This is a genomic window from uncultured Deefgea sp., assembly GCF_947072475.1.
Lineage (GTDB): Bacteria > Pseudomonadota > Gammaproteobacteria > Burkholderiales > Chitinibacteraceae > Deefgea.
The window spans coordinates 217049-242040 of record NZ_CAMTIA010000001.1 but is presented as its reverse complement, the minus strand read 5'-3'; the positions used below and the strand labels follow the sequence as shown (position 1 = coordinate 242040).

22 protein-coding genes are annotated in these 24992 nt (G+C 47.7%); 10 read left to right on the top strand and 12 right to left on the bottom strand.

Annotated features, from left to right (window positions below):
* Nucleotides 1-345: 345 nt before the first annotated feature.
* The 4 genes from Q0V82_RS01130 to Q0V82_RS01115 are packed head-to-tail and all read left to right on the top strand — an operon-like array spanning nt 346 to nt 5389.
* Nucleotides 346-1143 (top strand): type II secretion system protein N, encoded by a 798-nt coding sequence (locus Q0V82_RS01130; protein ID WP_297571987.1) that lies wholly within the window; start codon nt 346-348, stop codon nt 1141-1143.
* On the top strand, nt 1140-3518 hold the full coding sequence (gene gspD, locus Q0V82_RS01125; protein WP_297571986.1) for a type II secretion system secretin GspD: 2379 nt from the start codon (nt 1140-1142) through the stop codon (nt 3516-3518). The genes Q0V82_RS01130 and gspD overlap by 4 nt, the downstream gene beginning before the upstream one ends.
* Nucleotides 3518-4984: a type II secretion system ATPase GspE gene (gene gspE / locus Q0V82_RS01120; protein ID WP_297571985.1), complete on the top strand. Its 1467-nt coding sequence runs from the start codon at nt 3518-3520 to the stop codon at nt 4982-4984. The genes gspD and gspE overlap by 1 nt, the downstream gene beginning before the upstream one ends.
* A gap of 18 nt (nt 4985-5002) precedes the next feature.
* Nucleotides 5003-5389: a RidA family protein gene (locus Q0V82_RS01115; RefSeq protein WP_297571983.1), complete on the top strand. Its 387-nt coding sequence runs from the start codon at nt 5003-5005 to the stop codon at nt 5387-5389.
* 217 nt (nt 5390-5606) lie between these two features.
* On the opposite strand, the gene aqpZ is transcribed toward Q0V82_RS01115, so the two are convergent.
* Nucleotides 5607-6311, bottom strand: a complete 705-nt coding sequence (aqpZ, locus tag Q0V82_RS01110) for an aquaporin Z (RefSeq protein WP_297571982.1) — start codon at nt 6309-6311, stop codon at nt 5607-5609.
* A gap of 388 nt (nt 6312-6699) precedes the next feature.
* Here aqpZ and Q0V82_RS01105 point away from each other — a divergent pair, with 388 nt between their 5' ends.
* Both Q0V82_RS01105 and Q0V82_RS01100 read left to right on the top strand, forming a co-directional pair.
* Complete coding sequence (locus Q0V82_RS01105) at nt 6700-7566, top strand: mechanosensitive ion channel family protein (protein WP_297571980.1); 867 nt, start codon at nt 6700-6702, stop codon at nt 7564-7566.
* Nucleotides 7567-7646: 80 nt separating this feature from the next.
* Nucleotides 7647-8228, top strand: coding sequence for a uracil-DNA glycosylase family protein (locus Q0V82_RS01100; protein WP_297571979.1), 582 nt, complete (start codon nt 7647-7649; stop codon nt 8226-8228).
* Here the strand turns inward: Q0V82_RS01100 and gspN are convergent.
* The 4 genes from gspN to Q0V82_RS01080 all read right to left on the bottom strand — a co-directional run bounded on the left by gspN (nt 8218) and on the right by Q0V82_RS01080 (nt 12328).
* Nucleotides 8218-8949, bottom strand: coding sequence for a type II secretion system protein N (gene gspN / locus Q0V82_RS01095; protein ID WP_297571977.1), 732 nt, complete (start codon nt 8947-8949; stop codon nt 8218-8220). The two genes, Q0V82_RS01100 and gspN, sit on opposite strands and share 11 nt — an antisense overlap.
* Nucleotides 8946-9446: a type II secretion system protein GspM gene (gene gspM / locus Q0V82_RS01090; protein ID WP_297571976.1), complete on the bottom strand. Its 501-nt coding sequence runs from the start codon at nt 9444-9446 to the stop codon at nt 8946-8948. The genes gspN and gspM overlap by 4 nt, the downstream gene beginning before the upstream one ends.
* Complete coding sequence (gene gspL, locus Q0V82_RS01085; protein WP_297571975.1) at nt 9443-10495, bottom strand: type II secretion system protein GspL; 1053 nt, start codon at nt 10493-10495, stop codon at nt 9443-9445. Before gspL ends, gspM begins: the two co-directional genes overlap by 4 nt.
* Before the next feature lie 663 nt (nt 10496-11158).
* Nucleotides 11159-12328, bottom strand: coding sequence for an MFS transporter (locus tag Q0V82_RS01080; protein WP_297571973.1), 1170 nt, complete (start codon nt 12326-12328; stop codon nt 11159-11161).
* Between Q0V82_RS01080 and Q0V82_RS01075 the strand changes: the two genes are divergently transcribed.
* Nucleotides 12327-12461, top strand: coding sequence for a hypothetical protein (locus Q0V82_RS01075; protein ID WP_297571972.1), 135 nt, complete (start codon nt 12327-12329; stop codon nt 12459-12461). The genes Q0V82_RS01080 and Q0V82_RS01075 overlap by 2 nt on opposite strands.
* A gap of 74 nt (nt 12462-12535) precedes the next feature.
* Here the strand turns inward: Q0V82_RS01075 and Q0V82_RS01070 are convergent, their stop codons facing one another.
* Both Q0V82_RS01070 and Q0V82_RS01065 read right to left on the bottom strand, forming a co-directional pair.
* Entirely contained in the window at nt 12536-13525 is a 990-nt protein-coding gene (locus Q0V82_RS01070) for a sulfite exporter TauE/SafE family protein (protein ID WP_297571971.1), read from the bottom strand.
* A gap of 217 nt (nt 13526-13742) precedes the next feature.
* Entirely contained in the window at nt 13743-14222 is a 480-nt protein-coding gene (locus Q0V82_RS01065) for a hypothetical protein (RefSeq protein ID WP_297571970.1), read from the bottom strand.
* Nucleotides 14223-14414: 192 nt separating this feature from the next.
* Here Q0V82_RS01065 and Q0V82_RS01060 point away from each other — a divergent pair, with 192 nt between their 5' ends.
* Nucleotides 14415-15332, top strand: coding sequence for a TIGR01777 family oxidoreductase (locus Q0V82_RS01060; protein WP_297571969.1), 918 nt, complete (start codon nt 14415-14417; stop codon nt 15330-15332).
* A gap of 26 nt (nt 15333-15358) precedes the next feature.
* Here Q0V82_RS01060 and Q0V82_RS01055 read toward each other — a convergent pair whose 3' ends face one another.
* Complete coding sequence (locus tag Q0V82_RS01055; RefSeq protein ID WP_297571968.1) at nt 15359-15937, bottom strand: 3'-5' exonuclease; 579 nt, start codon at nt 15935-15937, stop codon at nt 15359-15361.
* Between the two features lie 153 nt (nt 15938-16090).
* Between Q0V82_RS01055 and Q0V82_RS01050 the strand changes: the two genes are divergently transcribed.
* Nucleotides 16091-17071, top strand: a complete 981-nt coding sequence (locus tag Q0V82_RS01050; protein ID WP_297571967.1) for an ABC transporter substrate-binding protein — start codon at nt 16091-16093, stop codon at nt 17069-17071.
* On the top strand, nt 17068-19458 hold the full coding sequence (locus tag Q0V82_RS01045; RefSeq protein WP_297571966.1) for a response regulator: 2391 nt from the start codon (nt 17068-17070) through the stop codon (nt 19456-19458). Before Q0V82_RS01050 ends, Q0V82_RS01045 begins: the two co-directional genes overlap by 4 nt.
* Before the next feature lie 309 nt (nt 19459-19767).
* On the opposite strand, the gene Q0V82_RS01040 is transcribed toward Q0V82_RS01045, so the two are convergent.
* From Q0V82_RS01040 to Q0V82_RS01025, 4 genes are all read right to left on the bottom strand, one after another.
* Nucleotides 19768-21684 (bottom strand): transcription antiterminator, encoded by a 1917-nt coding sequence (locus Q0V82_RS01040; RefSeq protein ID WP_297571965.1) that lies wholly within the window; start codon nt 21682-21684, stop codon nt 19768-19770.
* 310 nt (nt 21685-21994) lie between these two features.
* Nucleotides 21995-22735 carry a KDGP aldolase family protein gene (locus Q0V82_RS01035; RefSeq protein WP_297571964.1) on the bottom strand — a complete coding sequence of 247 codons (741 nt, stop codon included), beginning with the start codon at nt 22733-22735 and terminating at the stop codon, nt 21995-21997.
* Nucleotides 22732-23850, bottom strand: coding sequence for a DgaE family pyridoxal phosphate-dependent ammonia lyase (locus tag Q0V82_RS01030; protein ID WP_297571963.1), 1119 nt, complete (start codon nt 23848-23850; stop codon nt 22732-22734). Before Q0V82_RS01030 ends, Q0V82_RS01035 begins: the two co-directional genes overlap by 4 nt.
* Nucleotides 23834-24973: an amidohydrolase/deacetylase family metallohydrolase gene (locus Q0V82_RS01025; protein ID WP_297571962.1), complete on the bottom strand. Its 1140-nt coding sequence runs from the start codon at nt 24971-24973 to the stop codon at nt 23834-23836. Before Q0V82_RS01025 ends, Q0V82_RS01030 begins: the two co-directional genes overlap by 17 nt.
* Nucleotides 24974-24992: the final 19 nt, after the last annotated feature.

Sequence of the window (24992 nt, the reverse complement as noted above, 5' to 3'; positions counted from 1 at the left end):
AATGCTTGCATTGAATGAATTTTTCTATGCGATTACGAGCAGAGGTGTTAAATTTTCTATCCACAGCATGAATACAGCGTGAATCATTGCAAATGAACAACGAGAAAAACCAGATTGATAGTTGCCAGTTTACCTCACAAAAATGACAACTATTATTTCCACCCATTGTTAATTCAAAGCGCCGCAGGCATTAAATCAAGCATCATCTTAATGCTTAACCCCCGATTGATCGGCATAAGCACTTCATCAAACAACACAATAATAAACAGATCCAAGCCCACACCATCTGGATTAAACCACTGAAAATAATATGAAATTTAATCCCTTTACTGCCTTATTTGATTTATGCATTTTCCAATAAAACACAGCGCTTTGTTCGTGCAATGCCTGCTAGGCGCGCTCTTTATTTGGCTATTTGTCGGCCTGGTTTGGCAATGGCTTGAGCCGCAATCGCGCACGGCCTCGCTGCGACTGGCCGCAGCTGCGCCCAAAACCCAGGCGTTTAATCCGGATGCCGTCGCCAAATTATTTGCCACGGGCGCTGGCCAGCCAGCCCATGAAGCGACGCAACTCTCTTTGCGCGCTTTGGTCTCCGGCGCGCAAGGCATCGCGATTATTGATGGCTTAGAAGCCAGCGCGGTCGCGGTCAAAGTCGGCGATCAAGTGGGCGCATACGGCCAATTGATTGCCGCGCAGCATGACCATATCGTGCTCGAACAGCACGGCACACAGAAAAAAATCTTCTTACCCGCCGCCAGCATGCCGCTGAGCCAATCGGCTGCGCCACAAGTGGCTCATGCTACGGCACCGCAAGCCACTCCCAGCAAAAATGAGGCTGCGGTGAACTTGACGCGTGGCCAACTCACCGGGATGTTACAAGGCGGTAATTTAGCCAATTGGAGTAAAGGCTTAGGCACCAGCGCGGCTGGCGGGATTGTCGTTGAGCAAGCCAATCAACAACAATTAGCGCAAGTACTGCAATTACGCGATGGCGATATTCTTAAAACCATCAATGGCCGTCCACTCAATAAACTCGACGATCTGTCTTTGCTCTACGGGGCATTTAGCCAACAAAATCAGCTATCTTTGCAAATTCAACGGCAAGATCAATCTCAAACCATTAGCTATACCGTGAATCCATGAAAAAATTAATTATTGGCGCACTTTTATGTAGCCAATTGGCATTGGCTGCCGACGCTGACGAAAAAGTCATGCTCAATTTTATTAATTCCGATATTGAAACCACGGTTAAAGCCATTAGCCTGATTACCGGAAAAAACTTTATTATTGATCCACGGGTTAAAGGCACCATTAATATTGTTTCAACCCAACCAGTATCCAAAAACTTGGTCTACCCGATTTTGCAATCGGCGCTGCGGCAAGCTGGATTTAGCACCGTGCAAGCCAATGGCGCGATCAAAATTCAGCTCGAAGCCGATAGCAAAGCGCTGAGTAATAAAACGCTGGTTCGCGGTGAAAATGCCAATGGCGAGCAAATTATCACCCAGATTTTTGCCCTCAATAATGAAGGCGCCAATCAAATGGCGACCATGCTGCGGCCACTGGCTTCACCGAGCAGCCTGATTAGCGCGTATCAATCGGGCACCAGCAATACCTTGGTCATTACCGACTACGCCGACAATATTCGGCGATTGTCGCGCATTATCGACAATATCGATCAGCCAAAAAACACCGACGTGTTTACCATCAAGCTAATCAATGCCTCGGCACTGGATGTGGCGCAAAACATTGCTCGCCTCATGCCTGAAGTGAGCGTGCAAGTTGGCGGCGCGCCGATTCCAAGTAATGACGGCGTGCGCCGCTCGATTGTAGTGCCCGACCCACGTGGCAATCGCTTAATGGTGCGCGCACTCAATGCCGCGCAAACCAGCCAATTACGCCAGCTGATTACCAATCTGGATGAAGCCGCCACCAGCGATAGCACCATTAATGTGGTGTATTTAAAAAATGCCGAAGCAACTAAATTAGCCGCGACACTCAAAGGCATTTTGACTGGGCAAGAAGATTCATCTGGCATGAATACAAATGCCAATCAAAACAGCAATAACAGTGCCAACACCAATAGCAGCAATGGCGGAACCAATAGCGGTGGCAATAATTTTAATCCGGTGAATACCAATACCGCGACCAATGTGCAGATTGCCGGCGCTACAGTTCGAATTCAGGCCGATAGCACCACCAATGCTTTAATCATTACTGCGCCGCAAAATATTTATAATAATTTGCGCGCGGTGATTGAAAAACTCGACGTTCGCCGCTCGCAAATTTATGTCGAAGCGATGATTGCCGAAGTGAATTTATCCAAACTCTCTGAATTTGGTTTTCAATGGTTATTGGCCGGCGGGAATGACAAAATCGGCGCGGGGGGCGTGACCAATCTCAACCCCGGCAGTGGCGGCTTGGGCAATATCATCGGCAACATCATTAACAAAACCCCAGCCGGGATTCCTGCCGGACTGACTTTGGGTATTTTTAATGGTGACCCACGCAATGGCAGCGCCAGCTTAGGGCTACTGGCTTCGGCCTTACAAAGCAGCGGCAACGGCAATGTGTTATCCACGCCCAATTTGCTCACATTGGACAACGAAGAAGCCAAAATCACCGTCGGGCAAAACATCCCAATTATTACCGGCTCGCAATCGTCGAGCACCAATAACACCAATCCATTTGTGACAGTGGAACGCAAAGACATCGGGATTAAACTGCGCGTTCGCCCGCAAGTGTCCGAAGGCGGCGTGATTACGCTCAATGTGTATCAAGAAGTCTCGAGCATTGATAACTCGGTGAATACTGCCGGGGCCGGTTTGGCGACCAAAATGCGCACGATTGAAACCAAAGTCTTGGTCGATGATGGGCAGATTGTGGTACTTGGCGGATTAATTGAAGACCGTATTGGCAACAAAGGTAATCAGGTTCCTGGCTTGGGCGATATACCCATCATTGGCAACTTATTTAAGTATGAAAGCCGCGAATGGCAAAAAGTCAGCCTGATGGTGTTTTTACGCCCAGTGGTGATCCGCGATAGTGCCGAAAATAGTCGCTTAACCGATGATCGCTATCAATATTTACATAAGCAACAAGGCGATTACAAAGTCGATGGCCATGTGTTCTTGCAAGACATGCCTAAAGTACAACTTCCCGATCGCGCGCCGGATGGCTCATCGGTGAACGCAATACCCGTAGCAACGCCGACGAACGACAATAGCAGTGCCATCGTCAAGCCCGAGTCGCAAGCCAAGCTCGCGCCACAAACTGCTACTGCTACTGCTACTGCTACTGCAACGCAAGCCAAGCTCGAACCGCCAAGCGCAGTGACTGCAGCGCAGTCGCAATCGCATACCGTTAAAGACGGCGATAATTTATATCAAATTTCATTACTTTACGGGCAAAGCATGCGGGATTTAGCGCTGTGGAATCAGCTCAATAATCACAACGACATTAAAGTCGGCCAAGTGCTACGCCTGACCCCGCCACCTTTAGCCAATGGCAATTCCTAATGAGCGTTGTTTCATATATGTATGCGCGAGAATTTGGCCTATTTGACGGCCCGATTCACGATGGCATCACCCCGATTTATTTGCGACAAGGCGTGAGCCCTGCGGCATTAGGCGAAGTTCGCCGCCAATGCGGCCCGACGCAATTGCATATCTTGCCGGCAGCCAGCTTTGATGCGCGCTTAACGCAGCACTTTGGCAACGGCAAAACCAGCGCCATCAATATGGTGGACGACATCGAAGAATCGGCCGATTTGGCGCGCTTGATTCAAGATATGCCCGAAGTGTCAGACCTGATGGAAGCCGAAGAATCCTCCCCGGTCATTCGCCTCATTAATGCGATTTTTACCGAAGCGCTGCGCGAAAATGCGTCTGATATTCATATCGAGCCCTTTGAAACCCGCTCCGTCGTGCGCTATCGAGTTGATGGCACATTGCGTGATGTGGTCGAGCCCAATCGCGCGCTGCATGCTGCCTTGGTGTCGCGAATTAAAGTGATGGCGGCGCTGGATATTGCCGAAAAACGCTTGCCGCAAGATGGGCGCATCAACCTACGGATTGCCGGTCGCCCAGTCGATATTCGCGTATCAACCCTACCCACCGGTCACGGCGAGCGCGCCGTGCTGCGTTTACTCGACAAATCAGCTGGCCGCTTAGAGCTGGCCAAACTCGGCATGCGCGATGCGACGCTGAAACCATTAAATCAATTACTCGCCGCGCCACATGGCATTGTGCTGGTGACCGGCCCAACCGGCTCGGGTAAAACCACCACGCTGTACGCGGCGCTGGGCAGTATGGACGCCAAAAACAGCAATATCATGACGGTGGAAGATCCGATTGAATACGACTTAGACGGCATCGGCCAAACCCAAGTCAATACCCGCATCGAAATGAGTTTTGCTCGTGCGCTGCGCGCGATTTTGCGGCAAGACCCCGACATTATTATGATTGGTGAAATTCGCGATTTGGAAACCGCGCAAATCGCCGTCCAAGCCTCGCTCACCGGGCATTTAGTCCTCGCCACCTTGCATACCAACGATGCCGCCAGCGCCATTACCCGTTTGGTGGATATGGGCATTGAGCCATTTTTACTCGCGTCTTCGACCATCGGCGTCTTGGCGCAGCGCTTGGTTCGCAGCTTATGTACCGACTGCAAAGCACCGTATATCGCCAGCCACGATGAATTAATTGAGCTTGGGGTCAATACCCAAGAGCCCATTACTTTATACCGCGCAGTGGGCTGCCCACATTGCGCCCAAACTGGCTATCGTGGCCGCAGCGGGATTCATGAATTACTCGTGGTTGATGAAGCCATGCGCACCCAAATTCATAACTCGGCCAACGAGCAAGACATTCGCAACTACGCCGAAAGCCTCGGCATGACTAGCTTACGCAGCGACGCTTCAACGCGTGTGCTTGAAGGCGTGAGTAGCTTTGAAGAAATGCTCAGAATCACCCGCAGCCATTAACCGCGCCACAGGCCCACGATGATAAAAACATTTAGCCCTGAACATTTATTTCAACCGATTGGGCCATATAGCCATATCGCCCAATCTGGGCCATTGATTATGATCTCAGGAACGCCCGGCGTAGATAGCCAAACCGGGCAACTCGCCGGCCCTGACGCCTACTCGCAAGCCAAGCAAATTTTGCTGAACTTTCAATTGCTGCTCGAATCAGTCGATGCATCGCTCAATGATGTAATGCAAATTCATGTGTACTTAAAAAACGTCGACGATTTTGCGGCGATGAATCGTGCGTATAGCGAAATATTGCCTCAGCATCGCCCTGCCCGCACGGTGATTGTCGTCGCCGATCTACCGAAAAAAGGCGCGTTAATGACGATGGATTTAACAGCCTTTAAAAATCAATAAGCCGGCCCAAAAATCGCTTTGTTCTGTCGGTAATCGACAAGGCAGCTCAAAACGGGTGACTAAAGCCACGGCCAAGGACGGCTGACCGAGCAAAGAGCGGCCGTCAGCGTAAACAGCTACATGCTTAATTTTTAGCCAAAATAAAGGGGTATTGCCATCATGCCTTTATTTAAAAAAGCCCTGATAGCAATACCCCGATCAGTTATCTAGTTCAGTTTTACTTCTGCTTACCGTCACCGCCCACCATTTTGTACACGACACCCGCCAACGCAGCGCCAATCAATGGGCCAACCCAAAACAACCAAACTTGGCTCAATGCGGCGGTATCGGCAAATAAAGCTACCGCCAAACTACGCGCCGGATTCACCGACGTATTGCTCACTGGGATAGAAATCAAGTGAATTAAGGTCAAGCCCAAGCCAATGGCAATCGGTGCAAAACCGGCTGGTGAGCGCGCATCGGTTGCGCCCAAGATGATGAATAAAAACATAAACGTCATCACCACTTCACATAAAAATACCGCCGTGATTGCGTAATGCCCGGGTGACAATAAATCATAACCATTGCTGGCAAAGCCGCCCGCTACAAACCCGGGCTTACCGGTAGCAATAAAGTACAGCACCGTTGCGCCCAAAATCCCGCCGATTACTTGCGCAGCAACATAGGGAACTAAATCTTTGGCGGGGAAACGACCGCCAACAACCAAACCAAATGACACTGCGGGGTTTAAATGGCAGCCTGAAATATGGCCAATGGCAAAGGCCATGGTTAACACCGTCAAACCAAAGGCCAAAGCCACACCGGCAAAACCAATGCCTAATTCAGGAAAAGCCGCCGCCAAAACCGCGCTACCGCAACCGCCCAAAACGAGCCAAAATGTGCCGATGAATTCAGCAGCTAAACGCTGGTTTAATGTATACATGGTGATATCCTTGTTGTTTTTCTATCTCACTGACGCCAAAAGAAATAGATTGATTGCATTCGCTGTTTGCCAGCTTACTATTACGCCAAAGCACTCAGCGGCCAACAGCTTAAATCATTTTTATTACAACAAAATCATAAAAATACCGACTCTTAAGGTAAATATTCTATTTCTTATCTATCTTATGCCGTTTATTGCTCACTTGCTGCCCAGATCCGAGGCCATTGCACACCGTTTGTAAGTAACTGCGGCAGCTCAACGGTAATATTTCATTCGCTGTCATTATCTATGCGTATTCTGTCAAAATAGGGTATGACTCAGTCAGCGCGCAGCCTAGCTGCTTTTTGATTGATGGACGATCAACAATGACGATGCAGGTAAATCAGTAATGAATCACTATCTTAGCGCACTGAATTTCAACCAAGAAGAATCCTTATTTCAACTCCTGTTTCATGATGCGATTATTTTTTGCTTTCGGCTTTTTTTGTTTGCATTGATTATTTTTGCTGGCTCTTACTTGGTAAAAAAGGTCGATAAATATTTCTCTAAGGTTTACATCCTCAATACCGACGAAAATACCAAGCAATTTAGCCGTTCAATGACCAAGCTGGGTTTATATATTGCTTTTTTCTTACTGGGTTTATTGGCATTTGGCTTTAGCGAGCGTTCAATTGCTACGATGATTAGTGCCATTGGCTTAGGAATTGGTATTTCTTTAAAGGAATTTCTGTCTAATTTTGCCGGTGGGGTGGTGTTGTTTTTTTCGCGCCCGTTTGTGATTGGCGACTTTATTAAAGTCAACGGCGTGATGGGTAATGTGACCCAAATTGAGATTTTTTCTACCCATATCAATAGCCTTGATGGACGTCGAATTATCATCCCGAATAATGTCATGATTAGTGGCAATATCGTCAACTACGACACCAATCCAATTCGCCGAATTAAAATTACCGTTTCTGTCGCTTATGACTCCGACATGAAAAAAGTGCTGCAAATTTTAGAAAATATTGCCCGCAGCTATCCGGGGCTAGATCAAAACCAAGCGCCGTTTATTCATGTGATGAGCTATGGCGATTCCAGCATTAATATCTTATTTATGGTGTGGACCGATAGAGACAATTACTATCAAGTTCGCGGTGAATTAATGGCTTTTTTAATTGCCAAATTAAGCCAAGAAGGCGTGGATATTCCATTTAATATTTTGGATGTCAGCATTACCGACAAATCCATCGGCACGCAAAGTATCCCCAATTAATACTCGCGCTTTGTTGGCCGGCCAAAATAAGGCCATCGCTCTAGCCTGTGATCAAAGTCAAAAGCCAAAGGAAACAAAGGATGACGCCTTTTGAGCAGCAACTCACTGCAGTACGTGCTTGTAAAATCTGCGCGCAATTTCTTGAGCCCAGACCGATGCTACAAATTGCGCCTAGCGCGCAGATTTTGATCGCCGGCCAAGCGCCAGGGAAAAAAGTCCATACCAGTGGGATTTTATTTAATGATGCCAGCGGTGAGCGTTTACGCGATTGGCTGGGTGTCACCGCAACGACGTTTTATAACCCAAAGCAATTTGCGATTTTGCCAATGGGTTTTTGCTACCCAGGTAGTGGTAAATCGGGCGATTTAGCGCCCCGCCCCGAATGCGCGCAGACTTGGCGCGCGCCTTTGCTGGCTGATTTAGCGCAACTGCAACTGACACTGATCATCGGTCGCTATGCCCTCGCTTACCATCTGCCGCAAGCACCGCAAAGCATCACCGAAGCGGTTAAAGCATGGAGAACCAACGGGCCCAAGGTGATGGTATTGCCACATCCGAGTCCACGCAACAATCCTTGGCTAAAACAAAATCCTTGGTTTACCACCGAAGTTTTGCCCGAATTACGCCAACGCGTCGCCGCACTGATCAGCGTTAAAACTTGATTTGGTAGCCCTCAGCCGTGGCTGGCACTTGCATCAGTAAGGGCGCTAATTGCTGGCGTACTTTTTCATCCGGATTGAGATTCACCGTGCCGTGTGCCGCGCCCCGCCACGCCAATTGCCCCTGACCATTGACCGCAATCGCGCTAGCACCGGCCGGACTGATTTGCCACGTCACCCCATCGGCCACCGCCGAAAATTGCGCGCGCAAAGTGGTCATTGGCATGAGGCTTGGCACCAGCTGACTAAAAACCGGATCAAGCAACAGCTCGGCTTGTGCGCCGACTCGTTTTGAGAGATGCGCGCTGCGCAAAGTGGCGCGGCCACCTAAACCCCACTGCGCCACTTGCGGAATGGCGCGAAAAATACCTTCAAGCGGAAAAGTCACCTCCACTTGCTCAAGGGCCACGCCGCCCAAGCCGAGAACCAGGCGGGCTTGATTTTGCGTATCGAGCGCCTCGCTGTGCACTTGCCATGCCAGTTGCCCAGCCAGTAAGGCTTTGGGCAAAAATTGCCAGCGCAACTTTTGTTGCAATACCACGCCTTCGAGTCCCAGCGCACTGGCGCGCCCATCCCACAGCGTGCCATGGGCTTGCACCACATTAACATTGCTGGGTAATAGCCAATTGATGACACTCACCGGCATACGCAGTACCAACAACAGTAAACAAACGCCGCCAGCGGCGAGCCAAATACGGCGTTGTGATTGGGTTATTTTGCTCATTGCCGCTCCAAAACCATCACCAAACTCACGCTAGAGTCATCCGATTTGATTTCAATGGCGCTCACAGTCGCTTGCACGCTATGGCGTAGCGCATTGGCCAACTGTAAAGCTTCAGCCACATTCGGCAGATTACTGCGCACTTCCAGCGACTGGCTCGAAATCGAGCGCACATCGGCACTGATGCCTTGGCTGGATAATTCAGCAAAAGTGGCCGAACGCAAATCGAGCGGCGCCGCCGTCTTGGCGGCCGTCATGGTCGGCTTGCTGCCACGCATGGCCATTAATTGGTTTTCTAAATGCGGAACTTGGGTTTGCAAACGGCTAATTTGTGCGCGAAGCGGCGCATACAGGCCAAAATACAGCAGCGCGCTCGTTGCAGCGGCAGCCCACATCATCAGCATTTTTTGCTCGCGCGGTTGACGCGCCAACCAATACAAGCGCCATTTTGCCCAATACGTTTGCCCTAGCGCCAGAAATTTTGTGGAGTACGCATTCATCGCTCAACCTCAATTCGTACACGGCCATCGCCGATCGACTGGCTTTTCATTTTGGCGCCTTGCGCCGTGAGTTTGGCTATTAAAGCGGCGGATTTGGCTTCCAGCATCACCATTTGTAAGCGACCCGCTTTCACGCTAACGCTCTCAATCCCGGCGTCCACATCGATTTGCCCAGCCATTTGATGTAATAAATCCAAAGCATCGCCATTTTGCCCAGTGCCGCCCACCGGCTCGCCGGTTTTTTGCCGACTTTGCCATTGCAAAATCGGGTCAACAATCGGCACGCCGGGAAATAAACTGGCAAAGGTTTGTCGAATTTCTTGGCGTAAAACACGCTCTTGCCCAGACAAAACCCGCCATTCAGACACCACACTCAACAAGAATAAACATAGGCAAGCAACCAATAGGTATACCGCGCTACGCCATTGCTGCCAATGCATAGCCATCGATACCTTAATTTTATTGGCTTTATAAAATGAAACGCAGTCCGCAGCTGGCGCGGTTAAATCAGCCAGAGCAATCGGGTGCCAAGTGCAGTCGGGATACAGCGCCAGTAAATCGGCCTCATTATCCAACCAACCATATTGCGCATTGCGGCAAAACATCACGCCATGGCCACTTTGGGCGTAGTGATCGCTCCCGGCGGGCAATAAAGCAAACTCCGGCACCCAGCGCGTACACGGCCAAGATTGGCTGGCCAGCCAATCTTCAAGCAACAGCAGGCGTGATCGCTCAAGCAAATACACCCAAGTTAACCCCGACACGGATGATTGAGCCTGCCAGGTCAGCTGATCAAGATCGCCCAAAACACGATCTTCGAGTGCTTGGTGAATCAATTTTTGCTGCTGCTTGGCGGCAACGATGGGCAACTGCAAGCCATGCACGGTCAAGCAGCTGGCCGCAATCGCCACTTCATATTGCTCAGCCGCAGGTAACTCCACCGATACCCCATGCGCCACTTGACGCCCTGCAGCATCAAACCCCAGCCAGTCTTCAATCCCCAGCGGCCCCTGAGCATGAAGGCGAACCACTACGCGCGCTATCGTCATCAAAACCTCAAAACAAACCAGATGGTCATTGACCACCAACCGCAACGCAATACGCATTGCGCACTATTTAAATGGATTCAACTTAAATCAATCAATGCCCGATTTGATGCCCGCCAGCAATGCGGCACTCAACGCCAAAATTCAATTAAATATCGAGAAGCAGTGTCTTATGCGCTGGTAGCAATTTTTATGGCAACACGATATGCACCGTGTAAATACACTTTGCCAATCTACGGATGGATCACTGATTTAAATAAAATGCAGGAGATAGAGGATAAACGATTTTAATGACTCTGATTTGACAATACGCCGTGAGATGCAAAAATAAACCACTAATTTGTGGCTTGAGCGAGTCATCACGCCGTAAATGATTGACTAGCGCAATAGGCAAAGCGAATGGCGCACGGCAAGGATTTTTTACCGCCAAACATCATCGGGTATTTAAAGTATTTTGCCTGCCGATAAAGCTTAGATAACAATCTAAGTCGTCACGAATAAGGGATTGGCATTTGTAGGCGCTGGCTTGCCTGCAAATGCAATACTTCGCTGGCTGAGCAAATTCTACTCAGCGTCAACCCTGTTTCTCTTCATCACTGATTTAATGAGTGGTAATGCCTAAAAATAGGCCACTCACAATCGATTAACCATAAGTCGCAATCGACTTTAAGAAACCGCTTTAATTTTGCGAGCCACCACGATCGCCAGTAAACCAGCACCACAACTTAATGCGCCAATCCAACCATAATTGGCCAAATGCCCATTACTTTCTTGGGTTAAAATTAGCCCCGCTAATAACGACGCCGCGCCCGAAGCAAAATTTTGTACTGCTGAATTAAATGCCATTAAACGCCCGCGCAAATGCGGCTGCGTAGCTGCTGCCACCATGGTTGACGATGGAATAAATCGACCACTGACAAAAATAAAAAACAACACCGAAATCGCCAAATGCCAAGGCAAACTCACGGCTAAATTTTGCGTCACCAAAATAATCGGAATAAAACTGGCTAATACCAAATAGGCAACGACTTTTTTGGCTGGATAACGATCGGTCAAACGGCCAATCATGGGTCGGCTAAAAATAGTCGCCGCGCCGCCAACCAAATAAAAATACATTAAATCTTCGGACGCTAAACCAACGTTGGCAATCAAGGTCGGGGCAATAAATGGAATCACCAAAAAGCCCGACGCCATCAGCATCGCCGTTAAACTCACCGCCCACCAATGATTGGGAACGCGCAATAATTCACGGTAATTGTCTAACCAATTGGCCTCGTGATTTAAGCTGGCTAAATGGCCGCGCACCGATGGGATATAGCGATAAATCGCCAGGGCCACCACGGCGCAAATCCCGGTTAAGACCAAAAATGGCAATCGCCAGCCGCTATGCGCAGCCAGCCATAAACCCAATGGCACCCCGGCCACGGCGGACAATGAAAAACCCAGCATCACCCAACTCATCGCGCGACCACGCCGCTCGGGCGGGATTAAATCGCCAACAATCGCCAGCGAAATCGAGCCCAAGACACCACCAAACACCCCGGCTAAAACCCGCGCTAATAATAGGGTGACGTAGGAATTACTCAGCGCACACGCCAAAGTGGCCAGCATTAATCCGCCGTAGCAAAACAATAAAGCGTGACGGCGATCAAAGCGATCGGCTTGCGAAGACGCCAGCAATGCCGAACAACCCGCAGCCAAAGAATACGACGAGACTAAAAGACCAAAATGGGCAGTGTTAATCTGAAACTCAGCCATTAAATACGACGCCAACGGCATCATAATCATAAAGTCAGCAATGGCGGTAAACATCACCAGCATCAAGGTGATCAGCATGGCAAATTCTTTACGGGCGGCGTTGGGCATCATCAAACCAAGACAAAAAGAGTGCTATGAGTCTACTCTCGCCAAGGATGATGACAATGGAGAATTACACACCACTGGGTATTGCCAGCCAGCCTTTATTTAATATGAATTACAAGGCAATACCCTTATCAACACTTCACGACCCCATCAGATCAATCGCAGCGCGAAGCCATCAATCTAGCGCACTGCGATATACAAATTAAATGCGCTTAACAGCGAAATCAACGTCCCCACCAACCACAATAAAGTGCGCGCATTTAATTTGTGGCACAGCCATGCAGCAAACGGCGCGGCAAATAAACCGCCAACAATTAAGCCGGCGACCAATAACCAATGTTCCATTTCGGCCCATAGCAAAAATGCCCCTGCCGTAGAAAACGCAATAAAAAACTCTGCCGCATTCACCGTGCCGATGGTTTTGCGTGGATCATTTCCGCGCCCGACCAAAGTCGACGTCACCACCGGCCCCCAGCCGCCACCGCCAACGGCGTCAACAAAACCGCCCAATAGCGCCAAAGGACTGACATGCTTAATTTCACTGGAATGCGGCTTAGGGTGCGTCGCCAACCACGCTTTACGCAAAATATACAAACCCATCAGCAATAAATAAGCCGCGATATAGGGCTTAATCAAATGCCCGTCAATACTGGTCAGCAAATAAGCCCCCGCCACCCCGCCGATCACGCCCGGAATCACCAAACGCCGAAACAAGGCCTTATCGACGTTGCCAAACTTTAAATGCGACAAGCCGGAAAAACCGGTGGTAAAGACTTCCGCCACATGCACAGCGGCCGATGCCGCCGCCGGACTGGCACCCACCCCAATTAAAAAAGTATTTGAGCTAATGCCATACGCCATGCCTAATGCGCCATCGATCGCTTGCGCGGCAAAGCCCACAGCCACTGCTGCCCAAAACTGCGGCGAGCTAATCACTTGCTGTGCGGCCAGCAGCAATTGATTGCCCAGCACCGCCGATTGCCCTTGCAGCAGATGCTGAGCGATATAAACGCTAACGGCCATCGCGATCAGCAAGGTTAAACCGGCTAAGCGTTTGCTTTGCCACAAGCGACGCTCGCTGCCGATGGCGGTATCCAGCGGGGGCAAACCGATCGCTTGATGCTGTCGATTTTCTGGGCTGTCGCTTAAATCTGGATGACGAATTTTCATGGCCTGCGCCTCAATTGAGCAACAAATAATTGAGCGCGAGTGTAAGGGGAATATTTAAAATCAAAAAGACTGTTTAGCGCAGCCTAAATAAGCAAAAATTCTATAACAACGACCTCTACGCCAACGATGCGGTCGACCTGATGGTCATGCGTAATCTTCACACGCCAAAAAGAAAAAACCGAGCAAGCTCGGTTTTGTTAGCCACAGAAAACCATTTTTACTCCGGCTTCACACTATCGTGGCCAGCTACATTTTTCACGCTAGGCTGTTGTAAATCTTTTTCCGCCACATCGGCGGTTTTATCCACCCAACTACCCGCCTTATCAGCCACATGGCCAGCAGCATCGCTGACTTTAGCGCCCAACTCACTGGCTTTTTGTTTACTGGCATCCAAAGCTTGCTCAGTGGCATGCGCCGCTTTCGCCCCGAGCTCAGCCGCTTTTGCCGATACATCATCCGACAGCCCACCAGCTTTGTGTGCTAAGTCTGTCGCGGCTTGCTTACTACTATCCCAAGCATGGTCCGCAGCGATTTTGGCCTTATCGCCGAGCTCTTCAGCACTGTGCACGGCTTGATCAGCAAGATCGCCAGCTTTATCGGCTAATTCAGAGACCTTTAAAGCGGCCTGTTCGGCAGCAGCACTCATCGACTGCTCTGCGGTATCAAGTAATGATTTTGCTTTATCAAAAATACTCATCGTGATAACTCCTAGGGATCAATCAAAACACGCAACGCCAAAACCGACGCCTTGTGAAAACATACAGCAAGCCAAACCAAAGATATGAACCGTAACACAGCTGCATCTTTCTTGCGACGCATTACAAAAATACCGCAAGCTGCCGGTCACGCCATGCTTTAATCGTAGAACGGAAAGAAAAGGATTTACACCATGCCACAACGCTTACTGATTACCGGTGGTACCGGCTTTATTGGCAGTGCCTTAGTCAAACAACGACTAGCCGCTGGCGATCAAGTTACGCTGTATAGCCGCCAGCCACAGGCGGCAATCGCGCAATTTCAAGGACAAGTGCGCGCGTTTTCCGACTGGCAAACGCTCAGTCCGAACAGTGTTTTTGATGCGGTGATTAATTTGGCAGGCAGCCCCGTGGTTGGTCCACGCTGGTCTACGGCACGTAAGCAGTTACTGCTAGAGAGCCGCGTCGGCACCACCGAGCATTTAATTGCCTGGCTAGCCCAAGCGCAAACCCGGCCGGCGGTACTCATCAATGGCTCGGCAATTGGTTATTACGGCTGCCGTGGCGACGAAGCACTCGATGAAACCGCGCCACCCCAATCTGAATTTATGTCTGAACTCTGCCAGCAATGGGAAGCGTCGGCGAACAAAGCCCAAGCACTGGGGCTGCGCGTGGTTTGCCTACGTTTAGGCTTGGTGTTTTGCTCGCAGCAAGATCCAGGCGGCGCCTTACCTAAACTGGTTTTACCGTATTACTGGGGTTTGGGCGGCAAAATGGGCAATGGTGAGCAAGTGATGAGCTGGGTGCATCGCGATGATGTATTGGCAGTGATCTCGCTGGCAATGGCGGACGCAAGTTTTAGCGGCGCTTACAACCTCACCGCGCCACAGGCCCCCACGCAAGCGCAATTTGCCAAAGCGGTTGGCCAAGCGCTACACCGCCCGACTTGGCTCTTTACCCCGGCTTGGCTGATTAATGCTTTAGCCGGAGAAATGGGTGCGCTATTTACCCGTGGGCAGCGCGTCATCCCTCAGCGACTCATTGAAGCTGGGTATCGCTTTAAATACCCCGATTTAAAAAGCGCGCTAGATGCATACCTAGGTAAAAAATAAAACCTTTGCAGTGCGATTAAGCCAATTCATTCCTGATCGCACTGCGCCTGCCAGGCGCGATAAATTTTAAGTGCCACATGGGCGTCATCAGCGGCGTATTGTTTTTGCTTATCCGTCAGTGGCAATACAGCCCAATTGGACGTCGAGATTTTTTTTGATTTTTGTAATTTTTGGCCAAAAAACCGCGCTACCGCCGTTTTAGCGCCGACATCACAGCGCGAATCCGTGCGTAGCGCCCGCGCCAAATCCAGTACATGCTGGGTGGTAATACCCAACTTAGCGTGCAAGCGTTGCTGATCGTCACCCAAGCCAAAACCTACTTTTAAAATCGTGGTGGATTCCAAAATTTCTTGTAACAGGACATAAGACTCACCGCGCCGAATCGGAAATAAAAACACCGTCTCCAGCGTGGCCAATTGAATTAAATGCGGACCTTGCGACACTTGCCCCTTCATAAAAACCGGTTTTGATTCGGTATCAAAGCCTAAAACGTCGCTCGCCGCCAAGATGCGGCTAGCGGCGATCGCATCAGCAGTCGAATTCACGACAACGATCCGCTGCGGATCAACACCAATATAAGGTGGCAGGATTATTTCATCAGTCATCTCGTCATGATAACCCAGCAACACGCTGTCAGTACGCGCCGATCCAGCTAAGTCACCGGATTAAGCATAAAACAGCACAGAGTAATTGTCTTGTAACTTTACAGCTAGCGTCCTAGTCTAAATCAATCAATCTATTGACGGATCAGCACCGCAATGGCACTCCAAAATTGGCGCTTAAAAATACTGCTTCTGATCAGCAGCATCATCATATTGAGTAGCTGCGCGACCAAGGAACCGCCTACATTGCGGGTTGGGATTAATGCTTGGCCGGGTTATGAATTTATTTACTTAGCCCAAGAACTGGGCCTGTATAAAAAAGCCGGCTTAAACGTTAAATTACTGGAATTTAATTCATTATCCGATGCTCGCCGCGCTTATGAGCGTGGTCAGATTGATGCCTTAGGCACCACGGTCATCGAAGTATTGCAATCGAGAGAGAACTCAGACAAATCATTACAAATAGTCAGCGTCTGCGATTATTCCGATGGCGCAGATATGATTATTGCTCACCGAAAAATTGCCGATATCAAAAGCCTCAAAGGCAAAAAAGTCGGCTTAGAGCTCGCATCGCTGGGCGTGTATGTGCTGGCGCGGGCGCTAGAAAAAAATGGCCTAACCCTCAATGACCTGCACTTACAATCACTAGACCAACAATCGCTGGCTGAAGCATTAAAAGCGGGCGAACTGGACGCCATTGTGACTTACCCACCGACCAATATTCAATTATTAGCCGATCCCAGTTTTCATACCCTTTTTGACAGCAAAGCCATCTCGGGCGAAGTCTTGGATGTGATTGCCATTGATCAACAATTTATTGAGCAACATCCTGCTGCAGTGAAACAATTTATTGCCGCATTTGAGGAAGCCTACCAATACAGCTTAACGCACCCCGATCAAGCCTATGCCATTATAGCCGCGCGCGAAGGAATTACAGCGGAGGAATTTAAAACGGCATTAAGCCAAGGCATTAAAATGATCAGCCTTGCCGAGCAAAATGCTTATTTTAAAAAAAATGGAAAACTCGACGAAGTCATTCAGCGCACCGATAAAGTATTACGTGAAAGCCAACAAATTAAAGGGATTGATCATACCCAAAATATTACATCGCAACTCAATCACACAGGCAAGCAATGATTCAGCTCATTAAAGAAAAATGGCAAAGATCATTAAACTTTAAGCTGTTACTTCCCCTCGCTATAGCAAGCATTACATTAGCCACACTGGCTATTTTTACCATTTACCAAATATCAAAAAATCAATTACGCGACAAAATAGACGCTCGTGGCGAGCTCATCGTCAATATGATCAACTACATCGCCGAAAGCATTACTCGCCAAGGTGAATTATCAAGAATAATCACCGCTCTGGGTGCTGAAGATGGCGTTGACATTATCATTATTACTGAAGGAGAAACAAAAAACATTATTGCTTCAAATAAACTCAACCTCATCGGGAAAAACATCACCTCGATTCAAGACAAAGAATTAAAAAATTTATTACTTACCTACGCCAATACGAAAAAAACCTATAGTTATTTCAACCCAAATTCATTTAAACACATTGCCATCAAACCATTGTTGCTCAGCAAATCAATCGATATCGACAAAAACAAAGGATCGATTTATATTCAGCTCAACACTGAACAAGCACAAAAAGAAATAGATGCGGTTACGTTACAGTTTTCGATTGCTTGTCTTTTTGGCCTATTTTTAATTAGCGGTTTAAGTTATTATTTATTAAGAAAAAATATTTTATTACGACTAAAAAAAATTGAGCTGCATGTAAAGCAATGGGATGATTGTAAAAACAAAACGTGGCAGGAGGCCGAACAAGAAGATGAAATTGGCCATTTAGCCCAGTCACTGCAAATGGCCATGACGACAACCGTTGCGGTCATTTCCGCATTAGAGTACCAAGCACAAGAACTCACTCAAAGTGAAAGCAATTTAACACAGGCCAAAGAAACGGCAATACAGGCCAATGAAGCTAAAAGTGCTTTTTTAGCCAATATGAGCCATGAAATTAGAACACCTTTAAATGCAATTCTTGGATTTTCTGAATTACTCGCTCATACCCCATTAAGTCTAGAACAACAAGAATTACTACACTCAATCGACATTGGCGGGCAATCTTTACTCATACAAATCAATGACATACTGGATTTTTCTAAAATAGAAGCAGGAAAACTTACTTTAGAAAAAATTGATTTTGATTTTCGCTATTTGGTTGAAGACACGATTGATTTAATCTCGAGTAAAGCCAGAGAAAAATCCATTGAAATCATCGGCATAATTGATTCATCCGTCCCCCACAAACTCAATGGCGACCCTAGCCGATTACGGCAGATTTTACTCAATTTATTTAATAATGCGATTAAATTCTCGAGCCAAGGTGAAATCGTTTTACGCATGCGAAGTACGCCATTAACGCCACCGTTTCACCGCCTATATATTGAAGTCAAAGACAAGGGCATTGGCATTAGCGCCGCAGAGATAAAAACCTTATTTCAACCCTTTGTGCAGGCCGATGCATCCACAACGCGCCGCTTTGGTGGCACTGGACTGGGTTTATCCATTTGCCGAAGATTAGTTGAAGCGATGCAAGGATATATTGACGTCATTAGCCAACCCAATGCAGGTTCCACTTTTTGGTTTGAAATCACGCTAGAAGCACAGACTAGTGAGGAAATTGAACACAAAAACATCGCACTACAGCAAAAACAAGCGCTGATTGTCGATGATATGCCTGCCAGCCGAGAATTACTCAGCCAGCAATTAAGTGAAATGGGGCTGATCGTCACGACAATTAGCAATAGCTTTGACACCCTCTCGATCTTAGAAAAAACCCCGCATGCATTTGATATCGCACTCATTAGCAAAAACCTCGATGCCAACAGCGGCCAACAATTAGCCGCACAAATCCATAGCCTACCTCTGCAACAAGATTTACCGCTGATTTTACTGGTGAGCAATAGCACGATTGGGCAAGCGGAATCGGCCAAAGCGGCGGGTTTCGCCGCGTTTTTGAGTAAACCCATGCGCAGCAAAACCTTATACAGCGCCATTGAATTGGTATTAAATCAACACCATGCCGCTGAGCCCCCCTTAGTCACAATGCATCAAATTGCGGAACAACTCGCGACAGAAAAACACTATGTCTTGGTCGTTGAAGACAATCCAGTCAATCAGCAGGTGGCGGTTAAAATGCTAGAAAAACTCAATTGCCGCGTTGATATTGCCAATGATGGCGCACTCGGCATCGCCGCCGTTGCCGCCCAAAACTACGATCTTGTTTTTATGGATTGCCAAATGCCCAATATGGATGGCTACGCAGCAACGGAACATATTCGCGCTACAGAAGCACCAGGCCAACACCTAGCAATTGTGGCGCTCACCGCCAATGTGTTTAAAGAAGATATTTTGCGCTGCCAGCAAGCAGGAATGGATGATTTTTTAAGTAAGCCCATTACATTGGCAGCACTAAAAAGTGCCTTAGATCAAAACCTACCGCGCAGTAGCTAGAGTCTGTTGACGCTTGGTTTACCGCCGCTGCTTACGCGCTTTTCGCTGCGAATCAAGGCGTAGTAAGCGATGCATAGTCATGCTATGAGAGCTTGCTACAGCACAGCTGCACAGCGAAAAGCGCCCAGCCTGCAGGGTTTGGCGGCGGCTGTTTTAAATAAAATCCGCCTGATGCTGCGTTACAAAGCGCAGGCGTAGCATGAGTACGCTGCGCGCTTCGTGCCTTACCTTGCCTCAGACCACAAACGATACAAACGATACAAACGAGGTTGGTAAATCAAACGTCAACAGATCCTAGAATAAAATAAATTAATGGGCTTTTAAGGTTGCAATCGCTGCCGCTTTAAATTCAAAAAAATCATGACACTCCAATAGGCGTACACCACTACATTCACGAATTAAAGAGATAAATAATTCATAAATCGCCATTGCTTCTTCATAATCTTCTTTACTAATCGCCAGTAAAAAAATAACCGTCGCTTCAACGCCCTCTCCCCATGCAATACCTTGTGGAGCCAGCACGGTATACACCACTGAGCGCTTAGCCAATAAGCCCAGAGAGTGAGGAACGGCAATACCATCGCCTTGAATCGTACATAAAATCGCTTCACGTTCAACCACCGAATGATAGAAATCCGGATCTACAATCCCTTCTTGCTCAAGTTGAGTGCATAAACGGTGAAATAATTGATCTTGCGTAATGGGCTCATCAATCAGCAAAAAATGGCGCTCATCAAAATAGCGATCTAATACATAGGAATGCGCACGATCAATTTCTACTATTTTCGCCAATTGCTCGAGCTGAAAATGCGTAGGGAATGGTGAAACGACAACAACCGGTTTACCTTTATCTTCAATCGGCTTGGTCGAAATAACGAAATCACTCTCAATCTGTTCAAGCGCGTAATACGCTTGCTGAGTAATGGATTCATTAATCAAAATTTGTGGGAATTTACGCTGCAACATGGCCTCTATCATTCGCAATGTTGAATTTCCACCATCACACACTAACAAAGCTTGAGGCCGACCGACAAAAGCAATTTGATAATGCCGCTCAAGACCGACGCCAATATGTAAAACTAAATAGCCAATCTCATTTTCATTGACCTGATAAACCGTATGCTTAGCCCAACTGGAGACCGCAGCCAAAGTAAAGTCATAGGCCAAAGCGTAGTGCTGTTTAATATCGGTTAATACTGGATTAGGTAAATTAATTTGATAGCGTAACCGCGTTATCATGGTTTTAACATGCGTAATCAAATCGATACGCAAGCGCTCATCATGGCGCAAATCATAATTAAAATTGCTATTGATATAATCCAGAATATAGCTGACTAAGGTATCGGCATCATCGGCATTAATCGTACTGGCCTGGACATGTTGAATACTGCGTACCGCAATATTCACTTGCAGAAAATGTGTTTCGGCACTCGATAATTCACAGCAACTAATTTGCTTTAGCAATGAAATTAAATCGCTAGCCAGCAAGCGCGTATCACGACTCACCTCTTCAATAGAAAGTACTTCCAAAGGAAATCCATCAATAATTCGTTTGCTTGCAACCGCACAATACAAACTGACGAAATGAAAGCCCTCATCGGTCAACCGCACATTGCTATGCGCCAATAAGCGCGGCAAGGTACTTAAAAAAGTCATCGATGCCGCATGCAAAACTGAATCATTCGTCAACAAAGGATGATCGATCTGTTCACGGCAAAGCTGACACAATAAATCGCATAAGCACACGCGAATGGCCGACTCCCGCCCTAACAGCTTCATCCCGTAATGTGGGCGTGCCTCAATACTTAATTGGTAATTAGCAAAATGCTGGCGCACCTCAGCCATATCGGTTTGCAGCGCGGCACGATTAACACACCAAGAGTCGGCTAAATCTTGCAATTTAAGTGAATACGCTGAGGTTAAAAAACTCATCAATAAATATTGCACTCGTTCACGAGCATTGCGTGGAACGGCTCGATGCGACGAATTGACAATATTGGCTTGATCAAAACGTATTTTATCGTGCACGGTCAGCATATAGCCTTCGCCACGCTGCAATATAAATTGCGCGCCGTGCTCCAATAAAAGCGTATTTAATGCGGAGATATCGGTTCTTACCGTGCGAGTGGACACCGAGAGCCTACGCGCTAACTCATCCTGCGGCAGTGTTTCTGCATGTAAGGTGCTATAGAGCAACGCTAATCTAGGATAAGGGAAACGAACCATAATGACCTTTCAATATTTCAACGAATATTGTTTTTATTGCAGCAATTTCACATAAGCAATGCTGCTAATCATCTCAGCACTCAAATACAGCGCCATACACCGCCCAGCTTCAAATTCGATTATTTTTACCGCGATATAAACGCGATCAGTAACGCATTTGAGCCATCATTTGATGGCCCAAAACAAGTGAATCACGCACTATCACTAACGGCTTTCATTTTTAAAGCAATCAGTGATCAATGTGCAATTTATTCAACGGTAAATATTTACTACTTGCACTCAACCCACTTGATTGATGCCATCGGAGCACTTAAGCAAGCTGGCGTTTTATCATGCTGAGTAGCGTGGCAACATCTTCCGGTCGCGTATTGCCACTGGCTTTATCGATAATCGAGCTATAGACGTGAGGAATGATTTTTGACACGCCTGCATCAAGCGCAATTTGTAGAATTTCTTCAAAATTTTGTAAATCAATCCCCCCCGTTGGCTCTAACCAGAAGTCTTGCTCAGCACAAGCCTTGGCGACTGCAACATACTCATCACGATATTTCAAACCATCCATAGAAAAATACTTTACCGAACTACCCCCCATATCTTTCAGCATGGCAATCGCGGTACTTACAGGAACAATCGCATCCGGCCTCTGGCTACTCAAAGTACCCGTTGAAATTTTCACCATGCCAACTTGACCCGTTGGTGAAATCAAACCATTCACCACGGTTTGCGTCTGTCCAACTAAAGCACGAGCAGGGCCTACACCGGTAAAGACTTGGTTAATATGCTGCGGCTGAATTTGGCGACTAATCTCATTCACCATTGCCGATTGGCGAGGATCACCGGCACCAAGGCCAATAGACACCGCATTTTCAATTAAATCGGCATACGCTTGCATATCGACAACAGCACTAGCGACATCCGGATAATTTTTAGACAGCAAACCGACGATGACAAATCCTTCTGCAGCCTGATAAATATCCACGGCATTTTGTTTGCTACCCGCTAAAACATTTAAACACACTCGGTCTTGATAAAAGTTAGGGCTTAATTTCATTGTGGTTTTTCCTGTAATAATTGACGAATCTGTTGGCTGATGACATCAAGCTGACTCGTGCTCACACTGCGCACATCCACCTCAATCTTGCCTTCATTGGCTTTATATTCTCGAAAGTAAATCGCAATCTCGCCGCATTTAAGTGCAGCAACAACTTCTGTCGCTTTAACGCCCAATACATCGTGATCAAAGTAAATCTCAGTCCGTGCAATATCACGGCCAGCACCATCCCAAACTACCTTGGCGCTCACTCCTGAAATCGCATTTAATGCACTCATAAAACCTTGCATTTTATTGACCATTTGATCAGCACTTTCTTGCTCTCGCGATAGAAAGGTTTCAATGGCGCAAGTTAAACCGAGAATGCCTTCTTTACCGACTTTCATTGCTCGGCCAATCCCTTTAGATTGCTTTTTGACCCAAGCAACATATTTCTCACGGCCAAGTACCAAACCGCTCGATGGACCTTCAATGGCTTTGGCTCCGCTATAGATCACCAAGTCAGCACCAAGCTGATAATAAAGACGCAAATCCTCCTCAGCGGCCGCATCCACAATCAGAGGCAGGCCATGTGTTTTTGCCACAGCAACTGCATCAGCGACCGTCAACATGCTTTTTTGTACGGTATGGTGCGATTTGATATACAAAATCGCTGCCGTATTGGGCGTAATCACCGCCGCCAATTGCTCACTAGAGCATTCATTCGCCCAGCCAGCCTCCACGACTTTACCGCCACCGAGTGCAACCATGGTCGCTACGGGCGCACCATAATTCACGTTATGCCCTTTTGGAATCACGATTTCACAAGGAACTAGCGTTGGTTTGGCATGTAAATTAAGCAGTAAATCAGCATCATCTTGAATGATCACTCCTGCTACACACTGTGCTATTCCTGCTGACGCACAAGACACCACCACGGCACTTTCCACCGCCAATAACCCGGCGATATACGCCCCAGTTTTATCCACCAAATCTTGCATTTCAAAATAATGCGTTAACCCTAAATTGACCGCAGCGACCACCTCAGGCAATGGCGTTGAAACGCCTAAAATCGTCATTCGTCCAGAAGCATTAATGACTGGTTTAAGATCGTATTTCTTATAAATTGAAGACATGTTCAGTTTTACCTTCATCAGTCAAAAATATTTTGCCAGCAACAATGGCTGCCAAAGGTCTAAATTGTTGGGCACAAAGCAGAGATTCACCTTCACAGTCGCTCTGCACTAAATCAGTAGAATCAACAGCAAAAATGGAGATATCGGCAGCAAAACCCACTTCAAGCCGCCCCTTTGCCGTTAAATGTAAAATTTGAGCAGGATGCGCTGTCACGCACTGAATCACTTCTGCCAGCGTCATTCCCAATGACAAAAATTTAGCCATCACGGGGGCCAAACCAAATACCGGCCCAGCGATTCGATTACGACAATAAATATCTGAGCTAATCGTATTGGGTAAGACGCCTTGAGCAATGGCTTGCCGTGCAACGGCAAAACTAAAACTCGCGCCGCCATGACCAACATCAAGCGTCACACCACGCTCAATCGCACGGTAAATACTCGTTCTCACCGTGCCTGAGCAATTCAAAATACGGTTTGGTTTGCCGTTATAACAATGCGTCAAAATATCGCCCTGATCGAGCATCTGAGTAATATCATCCAAATCAGGGGGGGTATTACCAACATGCACCATCAAAGGCAATTTCGGATGTTGCTGTTGAATCGCTTTGGCCATTTTTAACGGAGTAATACCATTCCCGCCCACAACGCTCGAACTTAAACGTGCTTTCAAACCAACGATAAAGTCGGGATATTGCGTAATGGCTCGATCTGCAGCGGCCAGATCAATGTCTGCCAAGTCAGCCAACTCATGCTGCGTTGCCAAACCAATCCGTGAGATATTTAATAAAGCGCGCACTTCGGTCTGACACGCTTGCGCTAACTGATTGAAATGGCCGATATCATTCGCACCACAACTACCCGCATCGATCACCGTTGTCACCCCGCCGGCAATACCGACTAAATCAGGCTCATCGTTGTATATTGGCGAAGCGGAATAGCAATGCACATGGCTATCAATCCAACCAGCACTGGCATAAAACCGGCCATTTAAATCGATCTCTTGCCGTGCCTTAGCATTGATTTGACCAATCTTTGCAATCAAACCGTCCTTAATCGCCAAATCAAAAACCACATCTTCAGCATCAATAGCGCGAGCACGACGAATGATTAAATCAAACATGCCAATTCCTTTTTCAAGC

Bases quoted from the DNA above. Each gene is read 5' to 3' on its own strand.
- Q0V82_RS01130 (WP_297571987.1), top strand. From the start codon at position 346: ATGCATTTTCCAATAAAACACAGCGCTTTGTTCGTGCAATGCCTGCTA.
- gspD (WP_297571986.1), top strand. From the start codon at position 1,140: ATGAAAAAATTAATTATTGGCGCACTTTTATGTAGCCAATTGGCATTG.
- gspE (WP_297571985.1), top strand. From the start codon at position 3,518: ATGAGCGTTGTTTCATATATGTATGCGCGAGAATTTGGCCTATTTGAC.
- Q0V82_RS01115 (WP_297571983.1), top strand. From the start codon at position 5,003: ATGATAAAAACATTTAGCCCTGAACATTTATTTCAACCGATTGGGCCA.
- aqpZ (WP_297571982.1), bottom strand. From the start codon at position 6,311: ATGTATACATTAAACCAGCGTTTAGCTGCTGAATTCATCGGCACATTT.
- Q0V82_RS01105 (WP_297571980.1), top strand. From the start codon at position 6,700: ATGAATCACTATCTTAGCGCACTGAATTTCAACCAAGAAGAATCCTTA.
- Q0V82_RS01100 (WP_297571979.1), top strand. From the start codon at position 7,647: ATGACGCCTTTTGAGCAGCAACTCACTGCAGTACGTGCTTGTAAAATC.
- gspN (WP_297571977.1), bottom strand. From the start codon at position 8,949: ATGAGCAAAATAACCCAATCACAACGCCGTATTTGGCTCGCCGCTGGC.
- gspM (WP_297571976.1), bottom strand. From the start codon at position 9,446: ATGAATGCGTACTCCACAAAATTTCTGGCGCTAGGGCAAACGTATTGG.
- gspL (WP_297571975.1), bottom strand. From the start codon at position 10,495: ATGACGATAGCGCGCGTAGTGGTTCGCCTTCATGCTCAGGGGCCGCTG.
- Q0V82_RS01075 (WP_297571972.1), top strand. From the start codon at position 12,327: ATGGCAAATTCTTTACGGGCGGCGTTGGGCATCATCAAACCAAGACAA.
- Q0V82_RS01080 (WP_297571973.1), bottom strand. From the start codon at position 12,328: ATGCTGATCACCTTGATGCTGGTGATGTTTACCGCCATTGCTGACTTT.
- Q0V82_RS01070 (WP_297571971.1), bottom strand. From the start codon at position 13,525: ATGAAAATTCGTCATCCAGATTTAAGCGACAGCCCAGAAAATCGACAG.
- Q0V82_RS01065 (WP_297571970.1), bottom strand. From the start codon at position 14,222: ATGAGTATTTTTGATAAAGCAAAATCATTACTTGATACCGCAGAGCAG.
- Q0V82_RS01060 (WP_297571969.1), top strand. From the start codon at position 14,415: ATGCCACAACGCTTACTGATTACCGGTGGTACCGGCTTTATTGGCAGT.
- Q0V82_RS01055 (WP_297571968.1), bottom strand. From the start codon at position 15,937: ATGACTGATGAAATAATCCTGCCACCTTATATTGGTGTTGATCCGCAG.
- Q0V82_RS01050 (WP_297571967.1), top strand. From the start codon at position 16,091: ATGGCACTCCAAAATTGGCGCTTAAAAATACTGCTTCTGATCAGCAGC.
- Q0V82_RS01045 (WP_297571966.1), top strand. From the start codon at position 17,068: ATGATTCAGCTCATTAAAGAAAAATGGCAAAGATCATTAAACTTTAAG.
- Q0V82_RS01040 (WP_297571965.1), bottom strand. From the start codon at position 21,684: ATGGTTCGTTTCCCTTATCCTAGATTAGCGTTGCTCTATAGCACCTTA.
- Q0V82_RS01035 (WP_297571964.1), bottom strand. From the start codon at position 22,735: ATGAAATTAAGCCCTAACTTTTATCAAGACCGAGTGTGTTTAAATGTT.
- Q0V82_RS01030 (WP_297571963.1), bottom strand. From the start codon at position 23,850: ATGTCTTCAATTTATAAGAAATACGATCTTAAACCAGTCATTAATGCT.
- Q0V82_RS01025 (WP_297571962.1), bottom strand. From the start codon at position 24,973: ATGTTTGATTTAATCATTCGTCGTGCTCGCGCTATTGATGCTGAAGAT.